At 36.1% G+C, this 21,742-nt stretch carries 17 protein-coding genes and 1 tRNA gene; 13 read left to right on the forward strand and 5 right to left on the reverse strand.

Features of this window, described 5'->3' with window-relative positions; translation table 11 throughout:
- Positions 1–188: 188 nt before the first annotated feature.
- The 3 genes from yjjX to KO464_08320 are packed head-to-tail and all read left to right on the forward strand — an operon-like array spanning position 189 to position 1,419.
- Entirely contained in the window at positions 189–731 is a 543-nt protein-coding gene (gene yjjX / locus KO464_08310) for an inosine/xanthosine triphosphatase (GenBank protein ID MCC7573377.1), read from the forward strand.
- 50 nt (positions 732–781) lie between these two features.
- Positions 782–1,165, forward strand: a complete 384-nt coding sequence (locus KO464_08315; protein ID MCC7573378.1) for a DUF3783 domain-containing protein — start codon at positions 782–784, stop codon at positions 1,163–1,165.
- A 2-nt stretch (positions 1,166–1,167) separates the two neighbouring features.
- A complete protein-coding gene (locus KO464_08320) occupies positions 1,168–1,419 on the forward strand; it encodes a TfoX/Sxy family protein (GenBank protein ID MCC7573379.1) in 252 nt (83 codons plus the stop codon).
- A gap of 82 nt (positions 1,420–1,501) precedes the next feature.
- Here the strand turns inward: KO464_08320 and KO464_08325 are convergent, their stop codons facing one another.
- Positions 1,502–2,530: a radical SAM protein gene (locus KO464_08325; protein MCC7573380.1), complete on the reverse strand. Its 1,029-nt coding sequence runs from the start codon at positions 2,528–2,530 to the stop codon at positions 1,502–1,504.
- An 8-nt stretch (positions 2,531–2,538) separates the two neighbouring features.
- On the reverse strand, positions 2,539–3,291 hold the full coding sequence (locus tag KO464_08330; protein ID MCC7573381.1) for a hypothetical protein: 753 nt from the start codon (positions 3,289–3,291) through the stop codon (positions 2,539–2,541).
- A 341-nt stretch (positions 3,292–3,632) separates the two neighbouring features.
- On the opposite strand from KO464_08330, the gene KO464_08335 reads away from it, so the two are divergent.
- From KO464_08335 to KO464_08345, 3 genes are all read left to right on the forward strand, one after another.
- Positions 3,633–5,381: a sodium:solute symporter family protein gene (locus tag KO464_08335; protein ID MCC7573382.1), complete on the forward strand. Its 1,749-nt coding sequence runs from the start codon at positions 3,633–3,635 to the stop codon at positions 5,379–5,381.
- Positions 5,382–5,549: 168 nt separating this feature from the next.
- Positions 5,550–6,092, forward strand: coding sequence for a DUF11 domain-containing protein (locus KO464_08340; protein ID MCC7573383.1), 543 nt, complete (start codon positions 5,550–5,552; stop codon positions 6,090–6,092).
- An 81-nt stretch (positions 6,093–6,173) separates the two neighbouring features.
- Positions 6,174–11,879, forward strand: coding sequence for a DUF11 domain-containing protein (locus KO464_08345; protein ID MCC7573384.1), 5,706 nt, complete (start codon positions 6,174–6,176; stop codon positions 11,877–11,879).
- A 22-nt stretch (positions 11,880–11,901) separates the two neighbouring features.
- Here the strand turns inward: KO464_08345 and KO464_08350 are convergent, their stop codons facing one another.
- The 3 genes from KO464_08350 to KO464_08360 form a co-directional block, all read right to left on the reverse strand.
- Positions 11,902–12,990, reverse strand: coding sequence for a DNA topoisomerase IV subunit A (locus tag KO464_08350; protein ID MCC7573385.1), 1,089 nt, complete (start codon positions 12,988–12,990; stop codon positions 11,902–11,904).
- Positions 12,980–14,602 (reverse strand): DNA topoisomerase VI subunit B, encoded by a 1,623-nt coding sequence (gene top6B / locus KO464_08355; GenBank protein MCC7573386.1) that lies wholly within the window; start codon positions 14,600–14,602, stop codon positions 12,980–12,982. The genes KO464_08350 and top6B overlap by 11 nt, the downstream gene beginning before the upstream one ends.
- Before the next feature lie 64 nt (positions 14,603–14,666).
- A complete protein-coding gene (locus KO464_08360) occupies positions 14,667–14,954 on the reverse strand; it encodes a YggU family protein (protein ID MCC7573387.1) in 288 nt (95 codons plus the stop codon).
- 66 nt (positions 14,955–15,020) lie between these two features.
- Here KO464_08360 and KO464_08365 point away from each other — a divergent pair, with 66 nt between their 5' ends.
- From KO464_08365 to KO464_08395, 7 genes are all read left to right on the forward strand, one after another.
- Positions 15,021–15,815 carry an MBL fold metallo-hydrolase gene (locus KO464_08365; GenBank protein MCC7573388.1) on the forward strand — a complete coding sequence of 265 codons (795 nt, stop codon included), beginning with the start codon at positions 15,021–15,023 and terminating at the stop codon, positions 15,813–15,815.
- Positions 15,815–18,421: a valine--tRNA ligase gene (locus KO464_08370; GenBank protein ID MCC7573389.1), complete on the forward strand. Its 2,607-nt coding sequence runs from the start codon at positions 15,815–15,817 to the stop codon at positions 18,419–18,421. The genes KO464_08365 and KO464_08370 overlap by 1 nt, the downstream gene beginning before the upstream one ends.
- Positions 18,422–18,455: 34 nt before the next feature.
- Positions 18,456–19,244 carry a hypothetical protein gene (locus tag KO464_08375; protein ID MCC7573390.1) on the forward strand — a complete coding sequence of 263 codons (789 nt, stop codon included), beginning with the start codon at positions 18,456–18,458 and terminating at the stop codon, positions 19,242–19,244.
- 15 nt (positions 19,245–19,259) lie between these two features.
- Positions 19,260–19,332 (forward strand) — tRNA-Gln (locus KO464_08380).
- 48 nt (positions 19,333–19,380) lie between these two features.
- Positions 19,381–20,124 (forward strand): cobalamin-dependent protein, encoded by a 744-nt coding sequence (locus KO464_08385; GenBank protein MCC7573391.1) that lies wholly within the window; start codon positions 19,381–19,383, stop codon positions 20,122–20,124.
- Complete coding sequence (locus KO464_08390) at positions 20,114–20,512, forward strand: hypothetical protein (protein MCC7573392.1); 399 nt, start codon at positions 20,114–20,116, stop codon at positions 20,510–20,512. Before KO464_08385 ends, KO464_08390 begins: the two co-directional genes overlap by 11 nt.
- A 16-nt stretch (positions 20,513–20,528) precedes the next feature.
- Entirely contained in the window at positions 20,529–21,725 is a 1,197-nt protein-coding gene (locus KO464_08395; protein MCC7573393.1) for a HAMP domain-containing histidine kinase, read from the forward strand.
- Positions 21,726–21,742 lie beyond the last annotated feature (17 nt).

Below are 21,742 nucleotides of genomic sequence, written 5' to 3' on the forward strand. Positions count from 1 at the left end.
ATCCTTTATAGCGCTGTCCAAAATTCTTGCTAAGAAGGCAAGAACTATGAGAAAAATTTGAAGTGTAGGAAAAAATACGGTGAAAAAAATACCCCCATTTCCACTGAACCACAATTATTCAACCATGCAGTGAGAAATAACCTCTATTTTCCAGAAAATATATAAGTAATTTGAATATAATTCTACCAATGAAGATTTTAGTTGGTTCTAAAAATCCCGTGAAGATAGAGGCGACAAGGGAAGCATTTTCTTCTTATTTTAAGGATATAGAGGTTGAAGGAGTAGAAGTCAAGAGCTCAGTATCTGAACAACCACTTGATGAAGAAACGTTTGATGGCGCAGAGCATCGTGCAAAAGTTTTAAAAAAATTAAATGAGAAGGCAAACATTGGAGCATCATTTTTTGTAGGCATTGAAGGGGGAGCCATTAACATCTATTCCGCGTGGTTTGGTATAGGGGCAATATGTATTATGGACGAAAAAGGTAATCAAGGATTTGGAACCTCTCCAATGTTTGAGCTATGGCCTGAAGCGATTGATAAAATTCTTGAAGGAACTGAACTTGGAGACGTAATGGGCGAGATCACTGGCGATAATCAAGTCAAAAGAAAAGGTGGAGCAGTTGGATTTCTAACTAACGGAGTAGTTCAAAGAAAGGATCTTTATGTCTCTGGCCTCAAGCTTGCACTAATACCTTTTCTGAAAGAAGATCTTTATTTCAAGAAGATATAGTTTAAAAATATTTACAAAGAATTATAAAGATATATTTAGTCTTTCTTTTGATGAAAAAGCAAAAACATGTAGTTGTTTATGGTTATAGTACAGCGGAAGTTAATAAATTAAAGACATTCCTTGAAAATAAACTTGATATCTCTCTAAATATAATCTCTGCTTCTGAGAAAGAAAAAATCACGATAGCCGACATACTCGAAAATAGTGAAAATGAAATCTTTAAAGTCAAAGATACTAAAGTATTGATGTTTCTAGATTTTTTAGATGAGGAAATAAGATTTTTACTCTATAACTTTTCAGATATCAACATACAAAAACCTTTATTTTGCGTTTTGACAGAGCATAACATTAACTGGAGTTTCGATAAGTTAATTGAGGACTTGATAGAAGAAAGAAAGCATTTTGAAGAAAATAAGAGCCAAAAGAAGAATTAATTATGAGATTAATTGATATGCCGAACATAGGAAAGGAAGTTAGTAAGAAACTCCGACCTGTTGGGATCGACACGCCTGAAAAACTGGTGGAATTGGGAAGTAAAGAGTCATTCATAAGAATAAAGACTATTGATGACACTGCATGTTTTAGTATGCTTCAGGGATTGGAGGATGCGATTCAGAGCATTAGGTGGCATAATTTACCTGAGTCAAAAAAGAAAGATTTAAAGGAATTTTTTGATTCGATAAAATAGACGATATAATGGATTATGCCGTATACCTTGATGCCAAATCTAAAGAGATAGGCAACATACTTTCTGGAAACAAGAAAAATGATTACTTACTCTTTTTAATCTCAGAAATGTAAGACTCTATTCTTTCTTTTATTTGATCTGATTTTTCTATTATCTCTTTTTCAACAGTCTCGTTTTTATATAATGGCTCTTCAGGAAATTCTAATTTATTTTGGAGAAGTGAAATATCGGTCATGCTTCCAATAAATCTTCTTTTCGATATTTTTTCAAATTCTTTTATTTCCGAAGTTAAAGTTTTTCCAAGCTTTGAGCCATAGAACTTCTGCCAGGAAAACTTTGTGATTCCATTTGAGCCCGCCATTAAAAGAGGTCCAACTAGATTTATTCGATCTGACCAAATACCAGTAATAATTTCTAGTTTTGGGAACATTAATCTTGTTTCAGAAACAACGTCAAAATAGTATAAAGAAGGAGGCGGTACAGAGCCTTCAAATATCGTTTCTTTATGGGGATTTAAAGAGTAGAATGTCACCCTATCTATTTTATAATCTTTGATTAATTCGAAAAGATTTTGAAGATCCTCTTGCTTTTCTCCTATACCAAGTATTATTGTAACACCTTTCTTGAAACAGAGTTCGTCTGCAATATCTAAAAAATCCATTAGTTTGTTCCAGCTTTTTGAAGGGCAAAGTTTCTGGAAGAGATCTTCAGTAAAAGTTTCTATGGATGCTGTAACACCTTTTAATTCATTACTAAAAAGAGATAAATCTTCTTTTTCAAGTATCCCTGTATTTAACCAGACAGGCTCTCCGGTGATTGACGCTATCCCTTTAGCGATATTAACAATTTTTTTAGTGTCATAAACACCATATCCCGAAGATAGAAACTCTACCTTCCAATCTGCCATTCTTACAAGGAAAGCTTCTGCAAAAAGAGATTCAATGCTTCTTAACCCTTTTTTGGGCCCAGATCTTATGGTGGACATGTAGCAAAATTTACAGTCCCTTAAATCACAATGATAAGATAAGAAAATGGCTCTTTGTATATTAATTGAATCAAAATTCTTTTCAGTTAACTCAAAAGCCTTATTTAATTTTTCAAGAAACTCCATGATATCCCTTATATTTTTTTAGCAATATTCCAGAGGAATTCAAAGTTTGATATCGACCAGTCTATGAACCTGACGTCACTTCCTTCAATAATATTTAGATAATCAAATTCATTTTTGTGATCTTCAAACCCTATCCAAGAAAAGTTCTTGTCACATACCTGCATAACACAATACATGTCTTTTCTTTCTAAAAATCTTACTTCGTATTTCTTGTTGCCAGGTTGACCTTCTTTTTGATTTAGTTTACCCCTTTCTTCAAGAGGGTATATTATTCTTATATCCACAGCCCCCATATTTGAAAAAATACCTTGGATATCGTTTGATATTCGGGAGAATATACACAGATGCTCATTTTTGGAATTCTTTACATTCTTTGATATAAATGGAAAGACATCAATAGAGGAGAGATGCCCCAATCTATTATTCTCCCAGGTCAGAAAATCCCTAACAAAACTATTTGGGATCTTTTCTATATTATGATTTTCAATAAACTCTGAATACTTTTCTACATTATTTTCTAGATCTTGAAGGTTTTTAATCTGGGACTTGTAAATCTGGCCCTGTTTTGAGAGGTAAAACTGAGTTCCATCCTTTACCGCAAGCTTTTTTTCTACAAAAAGATTCAACTGGGTTGAAACATCCTGCCACCGCATTTCGAGTTTTTTAGCTATATCCAGACTTTTTTGTGGATTGATAAGAGATAACTCATCTAGGATATCCATTCTTTTCTGACTATTCAAAATAAAATTCCAAAGTTCCATCAAAACGCCTTATTAAATTAAATGTATTAATATAAAAATAGAAGATTCTACAATATTTAAAGATATTGCATAGTTTTATTTGATAAATAATTTATTTTATGCTATAATTAATTAATATAACTAATAAATTTTTTTTATTATAATTAGACTATAATTTTATCTTAAAATTCTTACTATAAGCGAAATATTTATAAATATTAATATTTTATTCGATACGAGGTTTAAAATGTTCGGAATTTCAGATCCATGGGTGTGGTCAGCGTATCTGCTGACCCTGCTTTCTACCCTTCTTTGTGTGGGTTGGTCTATACTAAAATTAAAGGAAACGAAAGGGTGAGACAATGGAAAATGTTACTATATCTATTATTATAATATTTAGTTATCTTGTTGTTACCGGTTTTCTTGCCCACAAAGGGTGGAAAGAAACAAAAAACAAGGAAGATTTTATGCTAGGGGGCCGTAAGGTACACCCATATATCATTGCAATATCTTATGGAGCCACTTTTATTAGTACATCGGCCATAGTAGGATTTGGGGGCTCAGCCTCAATGTTTGGTATGGGCCTATTATGGCTCACGTTTATGAACATATTTGTCGGTATTTTCTTGGCTTTTGTAGTATGGGGTAGCAGGGCAAGACACGTTGGGCAAAATTTAGGTGCATTGACATTCCCTGAAATTGTTGGTAAGAGATTCGATTCCAAGACCTTGCAAGGTTCCTTTGGTCTGCTTATCACTATATTCATGCCTTTGTATACGTCTGTTGTGATAATTGGGGCAGCCAGAATGATTGAATCAACATTTAATCTTAATTTTAATCTTGCCTTGATTGTAATGACCGGAATAGTCGCAGGTTACGTTCTCTTTGGTGGGCTATTGGCAGTGCTATACACCGATGCATTACAGGGAACTATAATGGCAATTGGGATGATATTACTTTTAGTAGGTACTTATGCTGCATTCGGAGGCGTAACAGCAGCTCACCAATCACTTGAAAATTTCCAGCTTACAGATTCGTATTCAATGCTGACAAATAAAGGGGCACCCCTCAGTATATTTGGCCACCAAGGATTTACTACTTTTCCCACGATGAGTCTTGGAAATACTCCAGCCGATGCTAGTGGACTAAATGACACGCAAGGTATATTCTGGTCAGTCCTTATGGGTCTGATATTCGGTGTTGGTGTAGGGGTACTTGCGCAACCTCAACTTGCTGTACGTTGCATGACTGCAAAAAATAAACGCGATCTTACTAAAGCTGTGGGGATAGGGGGAGTTTTTATCCTTTTAATGACAGGCGTTGCCTTCACAGTTGGATCTCTTACTAATTCATATTTTGAAAAAGAAGGTGTCGAAGTAATAAAAGCCGATTACAATCCGGGGCTATCAAATCAACAGATCAGAGATTTGTATTTCAAATACGATGAAAGTGGTAAACTAGTTGGAAGGCCCTCGGAGTATGTTTACTGGACCGATTCTGCGATACCTGAATATGTCAACTACAGATTCCCAAGTTGGTTTGTCCTACTTTTCATGCTGACTCTAATATCGGCTGCAATGTCTACAATTTCGGGACAGTTCCATGCAATGGGAACTTCCTTCGGGCATGACTTCTATCATGTCTGGGTAAAAAATTCTTCAGAGAAGATTAACGCAGTAACTGTGACAAAAATCGGGATTGGTGCAACAGTCTTAGTATCTCTTGCTTTAGGATATGTACTCCCTCCCGCAATAATTGCTAGAGGCACAACAATATTCATGGGTATGTGCAGTGCAGTTTTCTTGCCTGCATACACAGGAGCATTATTCTGGAGGAAGTCAACTAGAACGGGTGCAATAGCTTCAATGGTCGGAGGATTCTTATCTTGGATTATATGGACATTATTCTTCAAAGTATCTGAATCTGAGCCTTTGAGGATATGTCAATGGATATTTGGGAAACCAGTATTACTAAATGCAAAAGCTTCACTTACCCAGCTTGACCCATTTTTCATTGCAATACCTATATCAGTTGCACTTATGATAATTGTAAGTCTACTAACAAAACCTCCTGAGAAGAAGCTAATTGACAAAGCATTCAAAGGATTATAAAAAAATATTTTTTATTTTTTTAATCAATACTGAGATATAATAAAACATACCCTCAGTTTTTCTTTTTTTACAATTACATTTAATTAATGAGTAGTTATTGTAATCATATATTCAGTAATTGATTACCAATACCGAAAAGTTTATATATCTACTCTTTGTTTAAATTACATGAATAAACCATCGATTATATTTATTTTATTAACCTTAATCATAAGTTTTTCTTTGATGTCTGCATCTGCCCAAATAATGGATGTTAGCATTGACGGGAATGCCTCAGTTTACATATGCTACCCTTATGAATACAATGTTACTTTGACAAATACTTCTGTTAATGAAAGTGCAATTGATATTAATTATACCGTGTCACTTCCAACAGGATTTAACACAACTGATCCTCTTACTTATAATATTCCATCTTTAGGCCCAGGTCTATCTGACAAAATAATAATTAATGTTGATACTTTGTGCAATGCCCAAGTAGGCAATATTTCTGTTAACGGGTCATATGATTATAACAGCAGTTCCCATCCAATCACTTTTACTAAGCCAATAACTGTTTATCAAGGCGCAGTTACAATAGAAAAGACTCCTTCAACTCAATCAGCAACACTTGAAGATAATGTTTCTTGGACTATTACCGTAAAAAGCACTGGTCTTGGTCCAATTGAAGATGTTATCGTGACAGACATACTTGAACCAGGATTACAGTAACTTTCTTCTTCTCCTAGTGGAGTTCAAACAGGGCCCGGAGAATATCGTTGGACATCTACCGAAATTTCTGACCTTTCTCACATGGATCCTAACGATGAAGTACAAATCCAAATAAGAGCAAAGGTCATTGGATGCACCGAATTATATGATACTGCCCGGGTAACATGGGGTTGCGGAGGAGGATGTCAAACACAAGAAACTATAGCAAGTATAGCTTTCCAACCAAATCCTCCTAAAATTGATTATAGTGTCCCAGATTTTAATATAAGTTATTGTGGCACTGGAAATACTTTTACTATACCAATTTCCAATACAGGTGGAACTGCATATGATTTTAATTTATCCGCTGATTTTGGTAGCCTGACAGTTACTAATATTACTTCGCCGTCTGGGGCATCTTATAACAATTCTGGAAAATACTTTGTCGTAGGTGATGTGCCCAATGGAACTACCAATCTTACTTTTGATTTAGTCCCCTCTGGTGGGTGGTGTGGGCCTTTACCTTCTGGCACAATTATATTTAGGCCCGAATACTTTTATTGTAGTCAAGAATTTTTCCCTCCTGTAAAATTTGGGAGCTATTCTGTTCAGAATGTTCCATCAGTCTCCGTTTCAAAAACAGGTGCGCCTTCCCAGATGTATTTGGGGGGAACTATTACTTACAATATTACGGCATCTTATTCTGGACCAACATCCTGCGGGAGTAGCACCGCATCAAATATAGTTGTAGTAGATACAATACCTGCTGGTTTTTCTATAACTGATGCAGGCGGAGGAAGTATTTCAGGGAATACAATAACTTGGAATGTTACCCCTGCAGCCATATTCAACACTTCAATTACCCTTCAGTCTCCAACTTATGCAAACTGTGAATACTGCTATACAACTGCAACTAATAGTGTCACTGCTACCGTTACCGATTGTTGTGGCTGTGTTCGAACGGCCTCTGCTTCTCAGTCAACAGTACTTGAATGCGCAGAAACTATATCCTCTGACAAATATGTCTCTTCAAGTTTCAATTTTGAGAAATGTACCCCAATAAAATACACAAATGAATTTAACTTTTCAGACACAAGTTTCTGGGATGATGTAAATGTATCAAATCTTAAATTCCGAGAGGAAAGACCAAATAATCAGAATCTCCAAGGCCAAGTTAAAATTGATATAAATGGAACTTGTATAGTTTATTACACGCCACCTGTCTCAACGTATCTTGATGTTAATTTTTCTGATGTTGATTTCTCATCATGTTTTGATGCAGATACTACTTCGATTAGGAATACCAAGATAAGAATAGAATACAACATGTCAACTCAAAACTCATCAAGTCCCTCTTGTGGTTCTGGGTCTTTCTTTGACTGGTCAATTCTTAATACTGGCAAAACTATCGTAGGGAGCGGGTGCTATGAAAGTTCTCAACAGATAAGAGAGGGCGTATTCGTTCCTGTGAATGATTCTCAGATGGGAATTAGTATTACTGGACTCCCGCCTATTGTTGATAAATGCGGAACATATGATATAGAACTAGTCATTAATAGGAGTTCTTCAGTGGGTGCATATGATGTAGAGGTAGTATTTCCTCTAAGTAATTACCATATCAATTCTGTTTCTTATATAGGATACACCCCTTCAGAAAGTAACAATAGTCCCACAGATTTTGTATGGCAATATGGGGATTATTTTGCCACAAACACACAAGCTAGAATTCAAATGAACGTAACAAAAAAGTGCACCGATCAAGGTGGAATGAGTTCTAGCCTATACTGGGATGGTCTATGCAATAGAAATGGAACTTACGATAGAGAATGCCAAGATGGCGCTTCTCAAAATCCTTTAGTTTTAAGTGGAAACGTTTGTATAATGAAGGTACCAGAGCTACTCTGGGCCACGACTAATCAAGCCACCTGGAAACTCTGCCTCACAAATGCTGGAAGCGGTGCAAGCTACAATGTTTGGGTAGAAGATGTTTTAGGTTCAGGGCTTTCTTATAATTCTTCAGTTGGAACTTACTCTCAGCTTAATATAAATCAAGATAGGAATGGTAATCCAATTAATGGAGCAACCTGGATTATTGATAAAATTAATGCAGGCGATAAATCTGAAATTTTGTTTACCGCTAATATTGATTCATGCACAAATCTAACAAATCTAGCGTCAACTAGCGCTGGCTGTTTAGGTGGAGATTGTCAGCCAGTAAAGACCGATACTGCATCTGTTAGAATACCTAGCACAGAAGCAATCACTACTAATATTGTCCCTGCAACAATAAATATGTGTGATGAGCAAAGCGCAACTGTAATTGTAAAAAATACTGGATTAACTTATGTTTATGATGTTAATGTGACTGCTACATTGCCAACTGGGATTTCATATGTTGTAGGTTCGGGAAACCCCTCTGAACCAGAAAATACTGCCGCAAATCCGATTAGATGGACCAAAGCTGAAATTCTAGGATTGGGGGCTATGGCGCCTTCATCTGAAATAGCAATAACTTTTAGAATTAGTTCTAGCTGTAACATGCCAACTTCTGGAAGTTTTGTTTCACAGGCCACTTACAAGACGCCCTGCGAGGATGTTAAAGTATCTCCTCAAGCTAGCTCCCAGATTAGTAGACGAACTCCAAATTTAACAATTGACAAAAGAGGGCGAAATCATACTACAGGATCCAATTATAATACTAGCGTTGCGGCAGAACCAGGAAATATTGTTGAATGGCGACTTATTATCACAAATAGTGGCAATGCTCCTGCAACTAACGTAGAATTCTACGATGTTTTACCTACAAATATGACTTTTGGAGGTATAAGTACCAGTCAATACCCTGCTGTAGGCACAATACCCTCGGGGTCAGGAACTTCAGCAGACCCTTGGAAACACGGGACTTTATCAAACGTTTCCGGCAGTAACACCGCTACCTACTATGTATGGGGAACTGTTAATTCTGGAAGTTGTGGGGCGGCTACAACAAATACGGCTTATGTTAGGTATGGCTGCGATGATAACTGCAGATTTAATTACAGTGCTTCTGCTGGGCGTTCTTTAAGAACTAGGCCGAATATTACTATAACTCCTTCTATAGTTGGTACATTTACAACTTGTGATGGAACTATCAGATTAGTTATCCAAAATTCTTCAGGATACCCAACTGCTTACAATGTTTTTGTAACTTCTACATTGCCTCCGGGATTTGTATTTGATTCTATGATTACAGGGTCAAATCCAACACCAAACCCTCCTTCAAATTCTGCACAACCTATTTGGTCTCTAGGAAATATGCCCGGCAATACAACTACAACACTTGAATTTAAAATAAAAAATAATGGAACAAGCTGCGGAACAGTTACACCTGGAACAAATAATGTTAGAGTTGATTACCAAGATAGTTGTAGCAATAATCTTGCTGTAACTAATAATACTTTAGCTATTAATCCCCTAAAACCAATTTTATCTATCTCTAAGAATCCCGCCATACAGCCAGTTCCGCCAGGAGGCACTGGAAGCTGGACCATTACTGTTACAAATACCGGTAACACTCCCGCCTACAACGTGACCGTAATTGACACATTAAGTGCTGATTGGGGGGTTCCAATCGTTGCAGGAAATGGAACAAATGGGGAAGTGCCGAATGTTGTTGGCAATACTATAACTTGGCAGATACCTGGCCCGATTGCACAATCAGGAGGTACATGGTCAGCAACTTTATCGGCTAGATTAAATGATGTTGCAGGTACAGGAACGAATGGCGTGATAGTAGTGGGCAAATGTTCCAACGGTTGCATATACAGTAGTGATACTGATACTGCAAGGATAATCAATATCCAAGGTCTTTTTAAAGAGTCTGAAAAAGAAAAAGCAACAATAGGCGAAGAAGTCGTATTTGATTTAGCAGTAGTATATTCTGGAGTAGGCGCAAATTACACAAATACAACTATAGTTGATCATTTACCTGATGGAATTGAATATGTTTCTCATACTTATGCCGATACTTACGGAGGAACAATTCAACAGTTTAATCAAAATGGACAAGTTCTTACTTGGAAATTAGGAACTCCGCTCGGTGCATCAAATAGAAATTTCTTGGGGCCAAATAATGTGTTAATTAAAATCACCGGTAGAATCAAGAACATTCTGCCTGATAATGTTAGAGATGTTATACTAGTAAATAATGCTAATACAAGTTTTATTCAAGATGGTGCACCATACAATATAAGTGATTTGGATGATGTCAGAATTGTTGAACCAGAGCTAACAATAAATAAAGAAGGAGATAAAACTCAAGGATTGCCCGGAGATAACGTTCATTATACAATTACTGTAGAAAATGTTGGAAATAGTTCAGCCTACGATGTTACAATTCAAGATCAAATACCTTCTGGTCTAATTATAGTGGGTGGATCAATTACATCTTCACCTACCGCAGATACTACAATGGTAATTGGAGATATAATTCAATGGACCTATCTATCAATACCTCAAGACCAGTCAGTCACATTAGAGTATGACGCTACAATCCCTCCAGAAGGAGGAAGCTTTACCAATACCGTTACGAATACAGAGTATTGGTCCCTACCAAGTGGCAATGATGGAAGGAGACAATATGGCCCACTTTCAGACGATTGGAATGTAATATCTCCTGGAACAGATTTGCAGAAGGTAACCCTAAATACAGATATTAATGTTCCATCACCGGGAGGGATTGTATACTTTAGTCTCACTATTACAAATACTGGTGCAATGGCTTTGGATCCAGTAAAATTAATTGATTATTTGCCAGATGGCCTTACATATAGGCCTGGTTATAGCATTGTAGGTGGCGTACCACAAGAACCAGATACTATTGTTGGGTCACCAGAAGTTATTACTTGGAACAATATAGGTGTAATGAATCCAACAGATGTAATAGTAGTTCAATTTCAGGCAACAGTGGATCCGGGGAGAACTGGGGCATTCATTAATAATGCCACAGTCATAGGCACATCAACGATAGGTGATGTGACAGACTCAGATGACTCTTCTGTTGGGGTAAAAGGCCCTGCAATAAACATAATAAAATCAGTTGAACCACCTTGGGGAAAGACTGGGTTTACTAATCGGTTCACTTTGGTAGTAACTAATACTGGGGAAGTTCCCTTAGAGCCGGTCTCAGTAATTGACACTCTACCTGTTGGACTAACATATGCTAATTTGGCTTCACCAGTGCAAGATTCAGTTGTAGTTAATGGTAATGGAACAACTACGATAACATGGAACAATATTGGATTATTAGACGTTGGGGAAAGTAAGACTATAGTATTCTCTGCCAAGTTTAATGGTTATGAAAACAAGAGTATAAATTATGCGATCACAGAAGGTCGACCTCCAAATGGATTCACCGTATCCGATGACGATCAAGTAGAGATATTAAAGCATCCAGGTGGAAATCCAAAGGAAACATTAAGAATAATCACAAAAGGATACATGAAGAGATGCGATCTATGCTACACCCAAGACTTAATCAAGGAAGCCAGAGAATTAATAACAAATCAAAATGTTATACTCGAAGATAATCCATGCTGCAGACCTGATGATATCATAGAAGAACTAAAGTTTGAGATAGTTAAGAAAGGCCTTGATAAAGATCCACGGTATATCGAAGCTCTACAACTATTAGACAAATCAGAAAGGCTATGCAGAGAAGCAAACGAAGCATTTGACAAAGGTAACTATGGCCTTGCACAAAGATTAACAAAAGAAAAATGTGAAGCAATTGGTGAAGCAATGAGACTTATGATAGACATTCTATCTTAAAAAATAAATTAATTTTTTTTATTTAAGGTAAAAATACCTCATTTTCTATTTTCTGGGGCAAGTATTCTTCAGCGACAAACTCTAAAGATTTGTTTGCAAGTGCCTGCTGCTCTATCCTTACTCCAAGTTTTAGACATTTTTTCATCTGCTCTTGCCAGTCCTTATGTTTAAACCACTCGTATTCCATTATTTCGTTGATTCTCTTCTTGTCCATGTCTTTTAGCTTTTCAGTAACTTTCTGAAGGTCATATTCTTCGATGTCATCCATAGTCATCCCAATGAACTTTGCATCCGGCACACCTAATCTTCTAGAAAGATATGCTAAGTTCATTGATCCTTGCTTTATCGTAGAGTAGATATACCATCCGTAAGGATCTCCATCTGTAAAGACATAAACAGGTAACTTCTTTTCATTGTGTAGCCTGTTTATTAATCTTCTAATACCTCTTGGAGCCTGCCCCTGGCAAGCTACTAAAAGAGCATTATTTTTTTGGGCAAACTTTTCCTCAATAAGCCTATCGCACATTGCTGCAGTTTCAATAACAAGGATATAGTCAGCGTTAAGATTTAAGAAATCAATTTCTTCAACTGTACCGGGTACAGCCCATCCACCCCTTCCAAGTTTTGAAGCGTTAAATTCATCCTCACCGTCTTTTAGGACCACATCACCGTAAATGTAACCTCTTCTATCTGCTGTAAGGTTTAATTCTTCTCTTAGTATGTCAAGAGCAGTTTCTAGATCTTCAATAATCGGGTTAGACTCTAGCTGATCATCAAATGTGTTCTCCTTGGAACCTTCTACAGTATGCTTTAAAGCATAGTACAATTCTCTTATCCCGGCGTGCTTATTTTCTTCGACAAGTCTTTTGCAGTAAGAAGCAACAAGTACAGTCTGCATGAACTTCTTTGTGTGAGCAACATTTAAGAAATGCCTCTTAGAAAATTTATCGCCTAATTGAATAACCTTCTCATCATTGTCAAAATATACATTTGATTTACCTCTTTGTGGTATCTTTATTGAGGGGCTTTCCTCTTTCATTATCTGATCGTAAATTTCCTGACCAAACTTACCAAGTATGGGGGGAACGTCTCGTGAAGGTTTAATCGCCATTTTCACTCACCTCTTCAATTCCATTCTCTTCTGAAACTGTCGTGACTTCTTCCTCGCCATTATTTTCCTCAAAATCATATTTTTTCTCAACAATATCTGTCAGTGCTTTTATTATTTTAGAATTATCATCAACTTTCACTAGACTTCCAAGGGCATTGGAAGTTTCTATAACATATCTCAATAGGGTTTTTTTCTTTGTAAGTTTCTCACTTGCCCTCCTTTTTCCCGAAAGATATCTAGATAAAGCCCTTCCTGCATCCATCAATGCAAATCTGATCTCATTATAGATTTCCTCTTCTGTTGCAATCGCCTGTTTTCCTGCTGAAGTATAAGGGATATGAGTTGAAACAAGATTAACGAATATTGTGAGTGGAGCACTGTCATCCTTTATGCCATATCTCTTCCACTCAATCGATTTAGCTGCCTCTGTAATGCAGCATCCTCCTTGATCAAATATTAAAGGAGTTCTATTAGCATATCTAATGATGTCAAGTCCATTGTTCCCTGCACCCCCTCCATAAGCAATACCTGCTTCGACAATAAAGGCTATTCCACCTTGGTAGGTTTGCGGACTTCTAGTTACAGTATGAACAAATTCAGGTGCTAGAATACCTTCAAGACCAAGTTTAACTGTTTCGGCTCCAATTGGGATTAGTCCCTCAGTGGGAGGGGCCATAAATGTTATCTGTTTTATAGCACTTACCAATTTTTCAGCATATTCCCAGTCTACCTTTTTGGGATTAATGTCAAGATCCAGGCCCGAAAGCTGTTCTATTTCCTCAACTTTTTTATTAGACACTCTTGTGAAATCAGAAACTAAAAAGGTTCTTACTCTCGTGGCACTTGAGTTTTTAATCATAGAAAGTATATCGTCAGCAGAACTCCCATGAGGATGTGGCTTCATTTCTTTTGGATTTTTTGGGATCACTCTAACATTTCTGTCAAAGAGTATCTTTGTACCGTCAGGTTCAACAAAAAGAATTCGCGTATGTGGATTTGCAATTGCAGTCATCTTAAGGTAACTATAAGGTCCGTACTTTGATCTGTTGTACTGAAGGTTCTTTGCTTCAAGATTTATTCTTGTACCCCTCCACTTATCAGGATTCTTTGAGGTTTCATGGGATAAGATCTCTCCCGCATTTTTTTCAACATCTATCTTGATATTTACCTTATTTATAGTCTTATCACCTGTAGAAGTTACCACCTCAGTTGATTTTCCTGTACTAACTTGAGAATACATAACTGCTCCTGAAACACCAATTCCTTGTTGACCTCTAGATTGAATATTTCTATGTGCCTTGCTTCCAGCAAGCATTTTACCAAAGACGTGAGGTATATAATCTAAAGGGATCCCTGAAGCGTTATCTTCCATTATAATTCTGTAATGTTCTGGACCTATTTCAGTAATGTAAACTGAAATATCGGGGAAAAGTCTCGCTTCCTCACAAGCGTCAAGCGAATTTGTAACCCCTTCATGAACAAGTGTTGTTAATGAACGTAATTTACCAGTATATCCTAGCATTGCTACATTCTTTTTAAAGAACTCAGAAACACTTTGCATTTTAAATGACTTAAATATTTCATCAGCATGTTTGACTTTCGTTTCTGACATCCAATTTCACCTATTGATAACTAGTATTTAATTCTTTATAAGCCTTGCTATAGTGAATTTTGAATTATTTTATAATATTTGATAATTTAATAGAAACTTCTTCTAAAGTAGAGTTAACAAATATAGATTTCTTTTTATTATGTTCGCCTTTTACTATGGTGATCTCTCCTATAATGCTCTTAAAAAACGTCTGAAGCTCTTTGTTTGCCTGGCCTTTCATAGCCGGAGATGTAATTTTTATCCTTATTCTCTTACTCCACTCGTTATATTCAATACGAAATTCACTTGAATTTGGGACAACTTCGATGTCGATTAAAGTACCGCCTCTGCTTTCTTTTAGAGCTTCTCTCATCTTATCACTAATTAGTTTTATAAACTTAATAAATTGAACTCTTAAAAAAGTTACTTGGGAGTATCTATGACAAAGATAACTTTTTTGGGTAGTGGCGGAGGAAGATTCATGACTATTACCCAAAAACGTGGAACGGGCGGATTCTATATCGAGGATAGAATAAATATTCACGTAGACCCAGGACCTGGTGCCCATCTTAGATCAATTCAAAACGGACTTGATCCAAGAAAGACTGATGCCCTTTTAATCTCTCACTGTCACACAGATCATTTTAATGATGTGCCGATAATGGTTGAGAGTATGACCGGGGGAATGTTGAAAAAAGAGGGCCATGTTATCGGTAGCAAAAGTGTCATTGAAGGAAGAGATGAGTTCGCATCAATTATTTTCCCCTATTACCGAAAAAATTTGAGAGGAATATATTCCCTTTCCCCGGGAGAAACTATTGACATCAAAGGGCAGAGAATTGAAGCATTGAAGGCAAAACATTCAGACCCATTTGGAATCGGATTTAAGATACATACTACCTCAGGCTCTATTTCATATACCTCAGATACTGAATATTTTGACGACATGTTGGATCAGTATCTCGGTTCTAGGGTAATGATCATTAACGTTACAAGGCCAAACGGAGACAGAATTCCTTTCCACCTTTCAACTGAGGACGCAATAATCATATTAAAAAAGATAAAGCCCGAAGTTGCAATTGTTACACATATTGGGTACAAGATGCACCTAAGAGGTGCAGAAGAAGAGAGAAGATTTATTCAAGAGAACACCGGAGTCAAAACCTTGATTGCCGATGAAGGATTAAAGATTTATATGAATGGGCAACTTAGCTACCAAGAGACGGTGAAATAATGTTGGATAAAGACTATGGCGGCAAGGAAATTGAAAAGAAATGGCAGAATTATTGGCTTGAAAAAGAAATATTCAAATTTAACCCTGAAAAAAATGGTGAAGTATACGTTCTTGATACGCCACCACCATTTACATCAGGTTCACTCCACATGGGACATGTAATGGATTTCACATGGATTGATTTCGTACAGAGATACAAGAGAATGAGAGGATTCAATGTCTACTGTCCACAGGGATTTGACTGTCATGGACTTCCAACAGAGTTAAAGGTTGAGCGCGAATTTAAGATATCTAAAGATGACAAAGAAGCTTTTATTGAAAAATGTAAAGAGTGGACTGTCCAATGTGTCGACAGGATGAGAAGGCAGATGACCGATATCGGTTATTTCCCGGATTGGTCAAGAATGTACCTCACAATGAAACCTGAATATATTAAACTTATCCAAAAAACATTAATTGATTTTTATAATAAAGGATACCTATTTAGAGAAAAACATCCTATACTCTGGTGCCCAAGATGCATGACGGCTCTTGCAAAGGCCGAAGTAGGATATGAAGAAAAAGATGGAAAACTATACTACCTTAAACTTCCAGTCGAAGGTGGAAAAGAGTATGTTGAGATTGCAACAACAAGGCCAGAGTTGATGCCATCATGTGTGGGCGTATTCTTTAATCCAAAGGATCCTAGATATCAAAATTTTAAAGGTAAAAATGTTTCCCTGCCTTTATTCGGCAGAAAAGTTCCAATACTGTCTGATGAAGAAGTTGACATGTCTTTTGGAACAGGCGTAGTTTATTGCTGTACCTATGGTGACGAACAGGATATATTATGGCAGAAAAAGTATAATCTTGAAGTTATAAATTCAATCACAGAGGATGGAAAGCTAAAAGTTGGGAAGGATTATGATGGCCTACCTGTTAAGGAAGCAAGGAAAGTCATAGTATCTGAGTTAAATGATTTAGGCCTTCTCATTAAAGAAGAAAAAATGAAGCACAGGGTATTGCTTCACGTTGAAAGAGGGTCATGCAAATCACCAATTGAGCTTTTACCTATGGAGCAGTACTTTATCAATGTAAGGGACTACAAGGATATGCTTATTGAAAATGGAAAGAAAATATCCTGGAACCCACAATACATGTACGATAGATTCTATGACTGGACAGATTCAATGGACTGGGACTGGATTATATCTAGACAGAGAGTCTTTGGAACGCCAATTCCTTTCTGGAAATGCAAAAAATGTGGGGAGCTAATACCTGCAAAAGAAGAGTGGCTACCGGTTGATCCAAGATTTGATATGCCAAAAGAGAAATGTAAATGTGGCTCCAATGAATTTATCGGCGAATCAGATGTATGTGACTGCTGGGTTGATTCATCTGCAACACCTCTTGCAATTTCAAAGTATAATAACGATGAGAAGTTTTTCAGTAAAACTTACCCTTCAACTATAAGGCCACAAGGTTATGAAATTATTAGAACTTGGCTATTTTACACTTTATTTAGATGTAATCTGATTACAGGAGAAAATCCCTGGAATGAAACATTAATACATGGAATGGTCGCAGGCCCAGATGGAAGAAAGATGAGTAAATCCTTAGGAAATGTTATCGAGCCTGATGAGCCCCTCAGTAAGTACTGCGCCGATGCATTGAGACAATGGGCGCTTCTTGCATCCAAAGGAGAAGATTTTCCATTTACCTGGAAAGAAATAGAGCATGGTAACAGATTTTTAACTAAACTCTGGAACGTTTCAAGATTTATTGAGATGAACATATCTGAAGCAAACACTAAAAACATTGATCTTGATTCACTTACAGTATCGGATAAATGGATTCTATCAAAGCTAACTGAGTTAGTCAAGTTCTCAAGAAAGGAACTTGATGATTATAGTTTTGCTCTAGTCTTAAAAGAAATAAGAACATTCTTGTGGCATGAAGTTGCAGATAATTATATTGAGGTAGTCAAATACAGATTGTATAACAATGTGAAAAAAGACGAGGCAACTTTTACTTTGAAGACATTGCTTAGAAATGTAATTGGATTGATTTCACCATACATACCCCACATAACTGAGGAGATATACAATGAAGTCTTTAGTGATGAAGGAATAAATAGCATTCACCTTACAGAGTACCCTTCATTTGAATTCTATGATAAAGAGGCTTTCGAAAAAGGAGAGATTTTAAAAGATATCACTGTTGCCATAAGAAGATACAAGTCAGATCTGAAGATGTCATTAAATGCACCAATAAATGGGGCGATTGTGTACACAGAAAAGAACATCGAGGAAATCACAGAAGATATCTCAAAATCAATGAATATCTCAAATCTAGAACTAAGAAGCGGAAAGCCAGACATCGATGAGAAGATAATTGATGTTACTCCGCGATACGATATAATAGGGCCAAAATTCGGAAAGGACGTCCAAAAAATAAAGACATTGTTAAAAGACAATATCGCCCAACTTGAAGAGAAAGGTGAAATCAAAGTCGATGGATTTGAGCTCAATAGGGATTATGTTGAAAGGGTAGAGCGTGAGTTCCTCAAGAGTGGTAAGAAAGTAAATGTCATTAAGGATAAGAACTTTATCATTGAAATCTTATAAAAACCTTTTTAAATTTTTTTGAAAATTTAAAGTAATGGTTTATCTAAAAGTTGCATACAACGGCAGAGAATTTTATGGTTCACAGTCTCAGCCAAATGTCCGAACAGTTGAAGGAGATATTTTAAACATTCTAGATAAAGAGGACATCAAAGTGATTAACTATGGTTTTTTATCAAGAACAGACAGAGGAGTTTCTGCTCTTTGTAATATCTTTAGATTGGAAGTAGAAGAAGATCTAAATATAAAAAAAATAACCCATCTTTTAGAAGATATTTGGATATACGGTAAAACTAACAAAGACCTTAAATTTCCCCTGACTAAAACTTATAGGTATTACCTTTTCGATAATGGATATGAAGAAGAGCTTATATCAAAAGGCTTGTCATTTTTTAGCGGAACACATGATTTCTTCTCTTTTTCTAAATATAATAGAATTGAAGACACAAAAAGAACAATTGAAACAAACTATAGAAAAGAAGGGCCGATTTATGTATTGGAATTCACGGGCAAGGGATTTCTTTGGCAGATGATCCGGAGAATTGTTGGATCAATAGTTGATTATGCAAACGGAAATATGTCTGAGATTGAGATTGTATCTGCTTTGAATGGTGAAACTACGCTCAATGCAACACCTTTTTCTTCTGATTATCTCCTTCTGTATGACATTGAAACAAACTGTGATATGCACTATGATGACTATGTACTTAGAATTTTGAAAAGAAGGTTCAATGAGTTATTTACAAATTTTACCGCAAGAAGTCTATTGGAGAAAGAGAGTTTTAATTACATCGACGAAACAGAAAAACTTATTAATAGAGATTAATCTTCTGATTCTGACAGCCGGGTAGGGTAGTGGTCAATCCTTCGAGGCTCTGGACCTTGAGACGGTGGTTCGAATCCGCCCCCGGCTACTGTTTTTCTATAAATAAATATTTATACTAAGAATTCATATAATGTTTATGGAAAATAATTTGGGGCGAGAAGGACTGCCAATAACAGAAAGGATTGTGAATGAGTTTGAAATAGAAGCAGGAGATTTCTATGATCTGGCCAAGATTTATTTAGATGCCCTCTTAAGAGTTCAAAAAGATGTAGCTGCTCGTATTATAATAAAATCAGTCGAAGAGGGTGCGGATGTTAGGGATATTTATTTACATGTTTTTGAACCTTCTCAACACGAGATTGGGCGCTTATGGCAGACTAATCAGATTTCAGTGGCTCAGGAACACTTTTGCACAGCTGCGACTCAGATGATAATGTCTCAGCTTTATCCTTACATATTTAGCAGCAGTAAAAACGGATATAAGATGATCGCAACATGTGTTGAAGGAGAATTGCATGAGATAGGAATTCGGATGATGGCCGATCTATTTGAAATGGAAGGATGGGATACTTATTATCTTGGTGCCAATACTCCAACTCCAAGTACCATAGACACAATTAAAAAATTGCAACCACATTTAGTGGCCATTTCAGCTTCTATACACTACAATGTAGGAAATGTAAGAAAATTAGTCCAAACAATTCATGAATCTGATTTAATATCAACTACTAAAGTTTTTGTTGGTGGAAGGCCATTCATTTTAGCACCTGAATTATGGAAAAAGGTTGGGGCTGACGCTTGCGCTCCTAATGCTTTAGAAGCTATTAGTTTAGCCAACAAAATAATTATCAATCAAGGTGAGAAATCAAATGTCAAATGAATTACCTGCTATTTCTAAAGAAACATTAGAATATTTTCAGAAATCATCTCCAGATATTATCAAAAAAACTGTAGCACTTGCTTTAAAAAGAGAAGACGAAATAAAGCATCACGGTAAAGACGCCTCTAAAATTTTAACTTCAGGGATGGAGTTTACCACTAAGATGTTGGAAGCTGCTATGTCCATGGGCGAAATTACTCTCTTGAAAGATGAAATAAAATGGGCAAAGGATAGGCTGCCACACGATGGTGTGGAGATGGAACATATTTTAAATAGATTTAAAATATATAGAGATGTCATTACAGAGAGTTTACCAACTGAAAATGCACTCGAAGTTATAGCTTATTTAGATTTGATGATAAGCAAACTACAAAAACCATTGGATTAATATCTAAGAGGTTCAAATGTCAGAAAATACTATTAATGGTTTGGCCTTTTTATGTAATTTAGATGGAGAAGTCATTGAATTTATCCATAACAGTGTAGAATTGAAAAATGAAATATATATTGGCGAACCATTTTATATGCTGCTTGATTCTGGAAGTTGGGAGAAATGTCATGAATTTCTAAAAAATATACATTATAAGAAGGTAGCATTAGATTGGGAAATGAATATGCCCTCTAAAGGTAAAGTAACTGTTATGTACTTTTCTGGTTTTTTGGTTGAAGATAAATTATTAATATTTGGTGTCAACTCCCGAGATGAAACAACTCTTTTTATAGAGGAAATTAGCAAGATAAATAATCAACAATTAAATTCTTTACGAATGGCGATGAAAAATTTTGATATTTATCTAAAACAACAAGAAACAAAAGATAGGGATTTATACGAAGAATTAGGGCGTCTGAATAACGAACTAGCTACAGCACAGAGAGAATTAACGAAGAAAAACATCCAATTAACATCTTTAAATGAGCTGAAGAATAATTTTTTAGGCATGGCAGCGCATGACCTAAGGAATCCATTAGGATTGATTATGAATTATAGCGAATTTCTTTTACTTGCAAATCCTGAATTAAATGAGAAATCAAAAATGTTTATAGAGAATATTCTTTCTGCAAGTGAACTTATGAGGAGGCTTATTGATGATTTTCTGGATGTTTCAATAATAGAATCTGGAGAATTTCCGATTAACAAACAGCTAACGGATTTAGTGCCCCTCTTAAGAGAAAACATTGAGAGATTGGAATTTAAATCTAAAAAGAAAGAAGTCATAATAAAATTTGATTATGATGATTATATTGGCCTTATCAATATTGATGGGCCTAAAATAAGTCAAGTTTTTACAAATTTTTTATCTAATGCAATCGAATATTCTGTTCCAAATTCAAAAATATATGTAATGTGCTATAAAGATCAGGATAGCATCGTAGTTTCTGTTAAAGATGAAGGGCAGGGAATACCTGAAAATGAGTTAGGTAATTTGTTCAAATTCTTTGGTAAGGCTAGCACAAAAAAAACTGGCGGAGAAAAAAGTACGGGACTTGGATTGGCGATAGCTAGAAAGATTATAGAGTCACACAAGGGCAAAATATGGGTAGAAAGTAAACAGGGAGAAGGGGCCAAATTTTATTTTTCAATTCCGATGTTAGAAGATTAAATTTTATCGATCAAGAA

The organism is Methanofastidiosum sp. (genome assembly GCA_020854815.1).
Lineage (GTDB): Archaea > Methanobacteriota_B > Thermococci > Methanofastidiosales > Methanofastidiosaceae > Methanofastidiosum.

Coding starts and splice junctions, on each gene's coding strand:
- yjjX (MCC7573377.1), top strand. CDS start 189: ATGAAGATTTTAGTTGGTTCTAAAAATCCCGTGAAGATAGAGGCGACA.
- KO464_08315 (MCC7573378.1), top strand. CDS start 782: ATGAAAAAGCAAAAACATGTAGTTGTTTATGGTTATAGTACAGCGGAA.
- KO464_08320 (MCC7573379.1), top strand. CDS start 1,168: ATGAGATTAATTGATATGCCGAACATAGGAAAGGAAGTTAGTAAGAAA.
- KO464_08325 (MCC7573380.1), bottom strand. CDS start 2,530: ATGGAGTTTCTTGAAAAATTAAATAAGGCTTTTGAGTTAACTGAAAAG.
- KO464_08330 (MCC7573381.1), bottom strand. CDS start 3,291: ATGGAACTTTGGAATTTTATTTTGAATAGTCAGAAAAGAATGGATATC.
- KO464_08335 (MCC7573382.1), top strand. CDS start 3,633: ATGGAAAATGTTACTATATCTATTATTATAATATTTAGTTATCTTGTT.
- KO464_08340 (MCC7573383.1), top strand. CDS start 5,550: ATGAATAAACCATCGATTATATTTATTTTATTAACCTTAATCATAAGT.
- KO464_08345 (MCC7573384.1), top strand. CDS start 6,174: ATGGATCCTAACGATGAAGTACAAATCCAAATAAGAGCAAAGGTCATT.
- KO464_08350 (MCC7573385.1), bottom strand. CDS start 12,990: ATGGCGATTAAACCTTCACGAGACGTTCCCCCCATACTTGGTAAGTTT.
- top6B (MCC7573386.1), bottom strand. CDS start 14,602: ATGTCAGAAACGAAAGTCAAACATGCTGATGAAATATTTAAGTCATTT.
- KO464_08360 (MCC7573387.1), bottom strand. CDS start 14,954: ATGAGAGAAGCTCTAAAAGAAAGCAGAGGCGGTACTTTAATCGACATC.
- KO464_08365 (MCC7573388.1), top strand. CDS start 15,021: ATGACAAAGATAACTTTTTTGGGTAGTGGCGGAGGAAGATTCATGACT.
- KO464_08370 (MCC7573389.1), top strand. CDS start 15,815: ATGTTGGATAAAGACTATGGCGGCAAGGAAATTGAAAAGAAATGGCAG.
- KO464_08375 (MCC7573390.1), top strand. CDS start 18,456: ATGGTTTATCTAAAAGTTGCATACAACGGCAGAGAATTTTATGGTTCA.
- KO464_08385 (MCC7573391.1), top strand. CDS start 19,381: ATGGAAAATAATTTGGGGCGAGAAGGACTGCCAATAACAGAAAGGATT.
- KO464_08390 (MCC7573392.1), top strand. CDS start 20,114: ATGTCAAATGAATTACCTGCTATTTCTAAAGAAACATTAGAATATTTT.
- KO464_08395 (MCC7573393.1), top strand. CDS start 20,529: ATGTCAGAAAATACTATTAATGGTTTGGCCTTTTTATGTAATTTAGAT.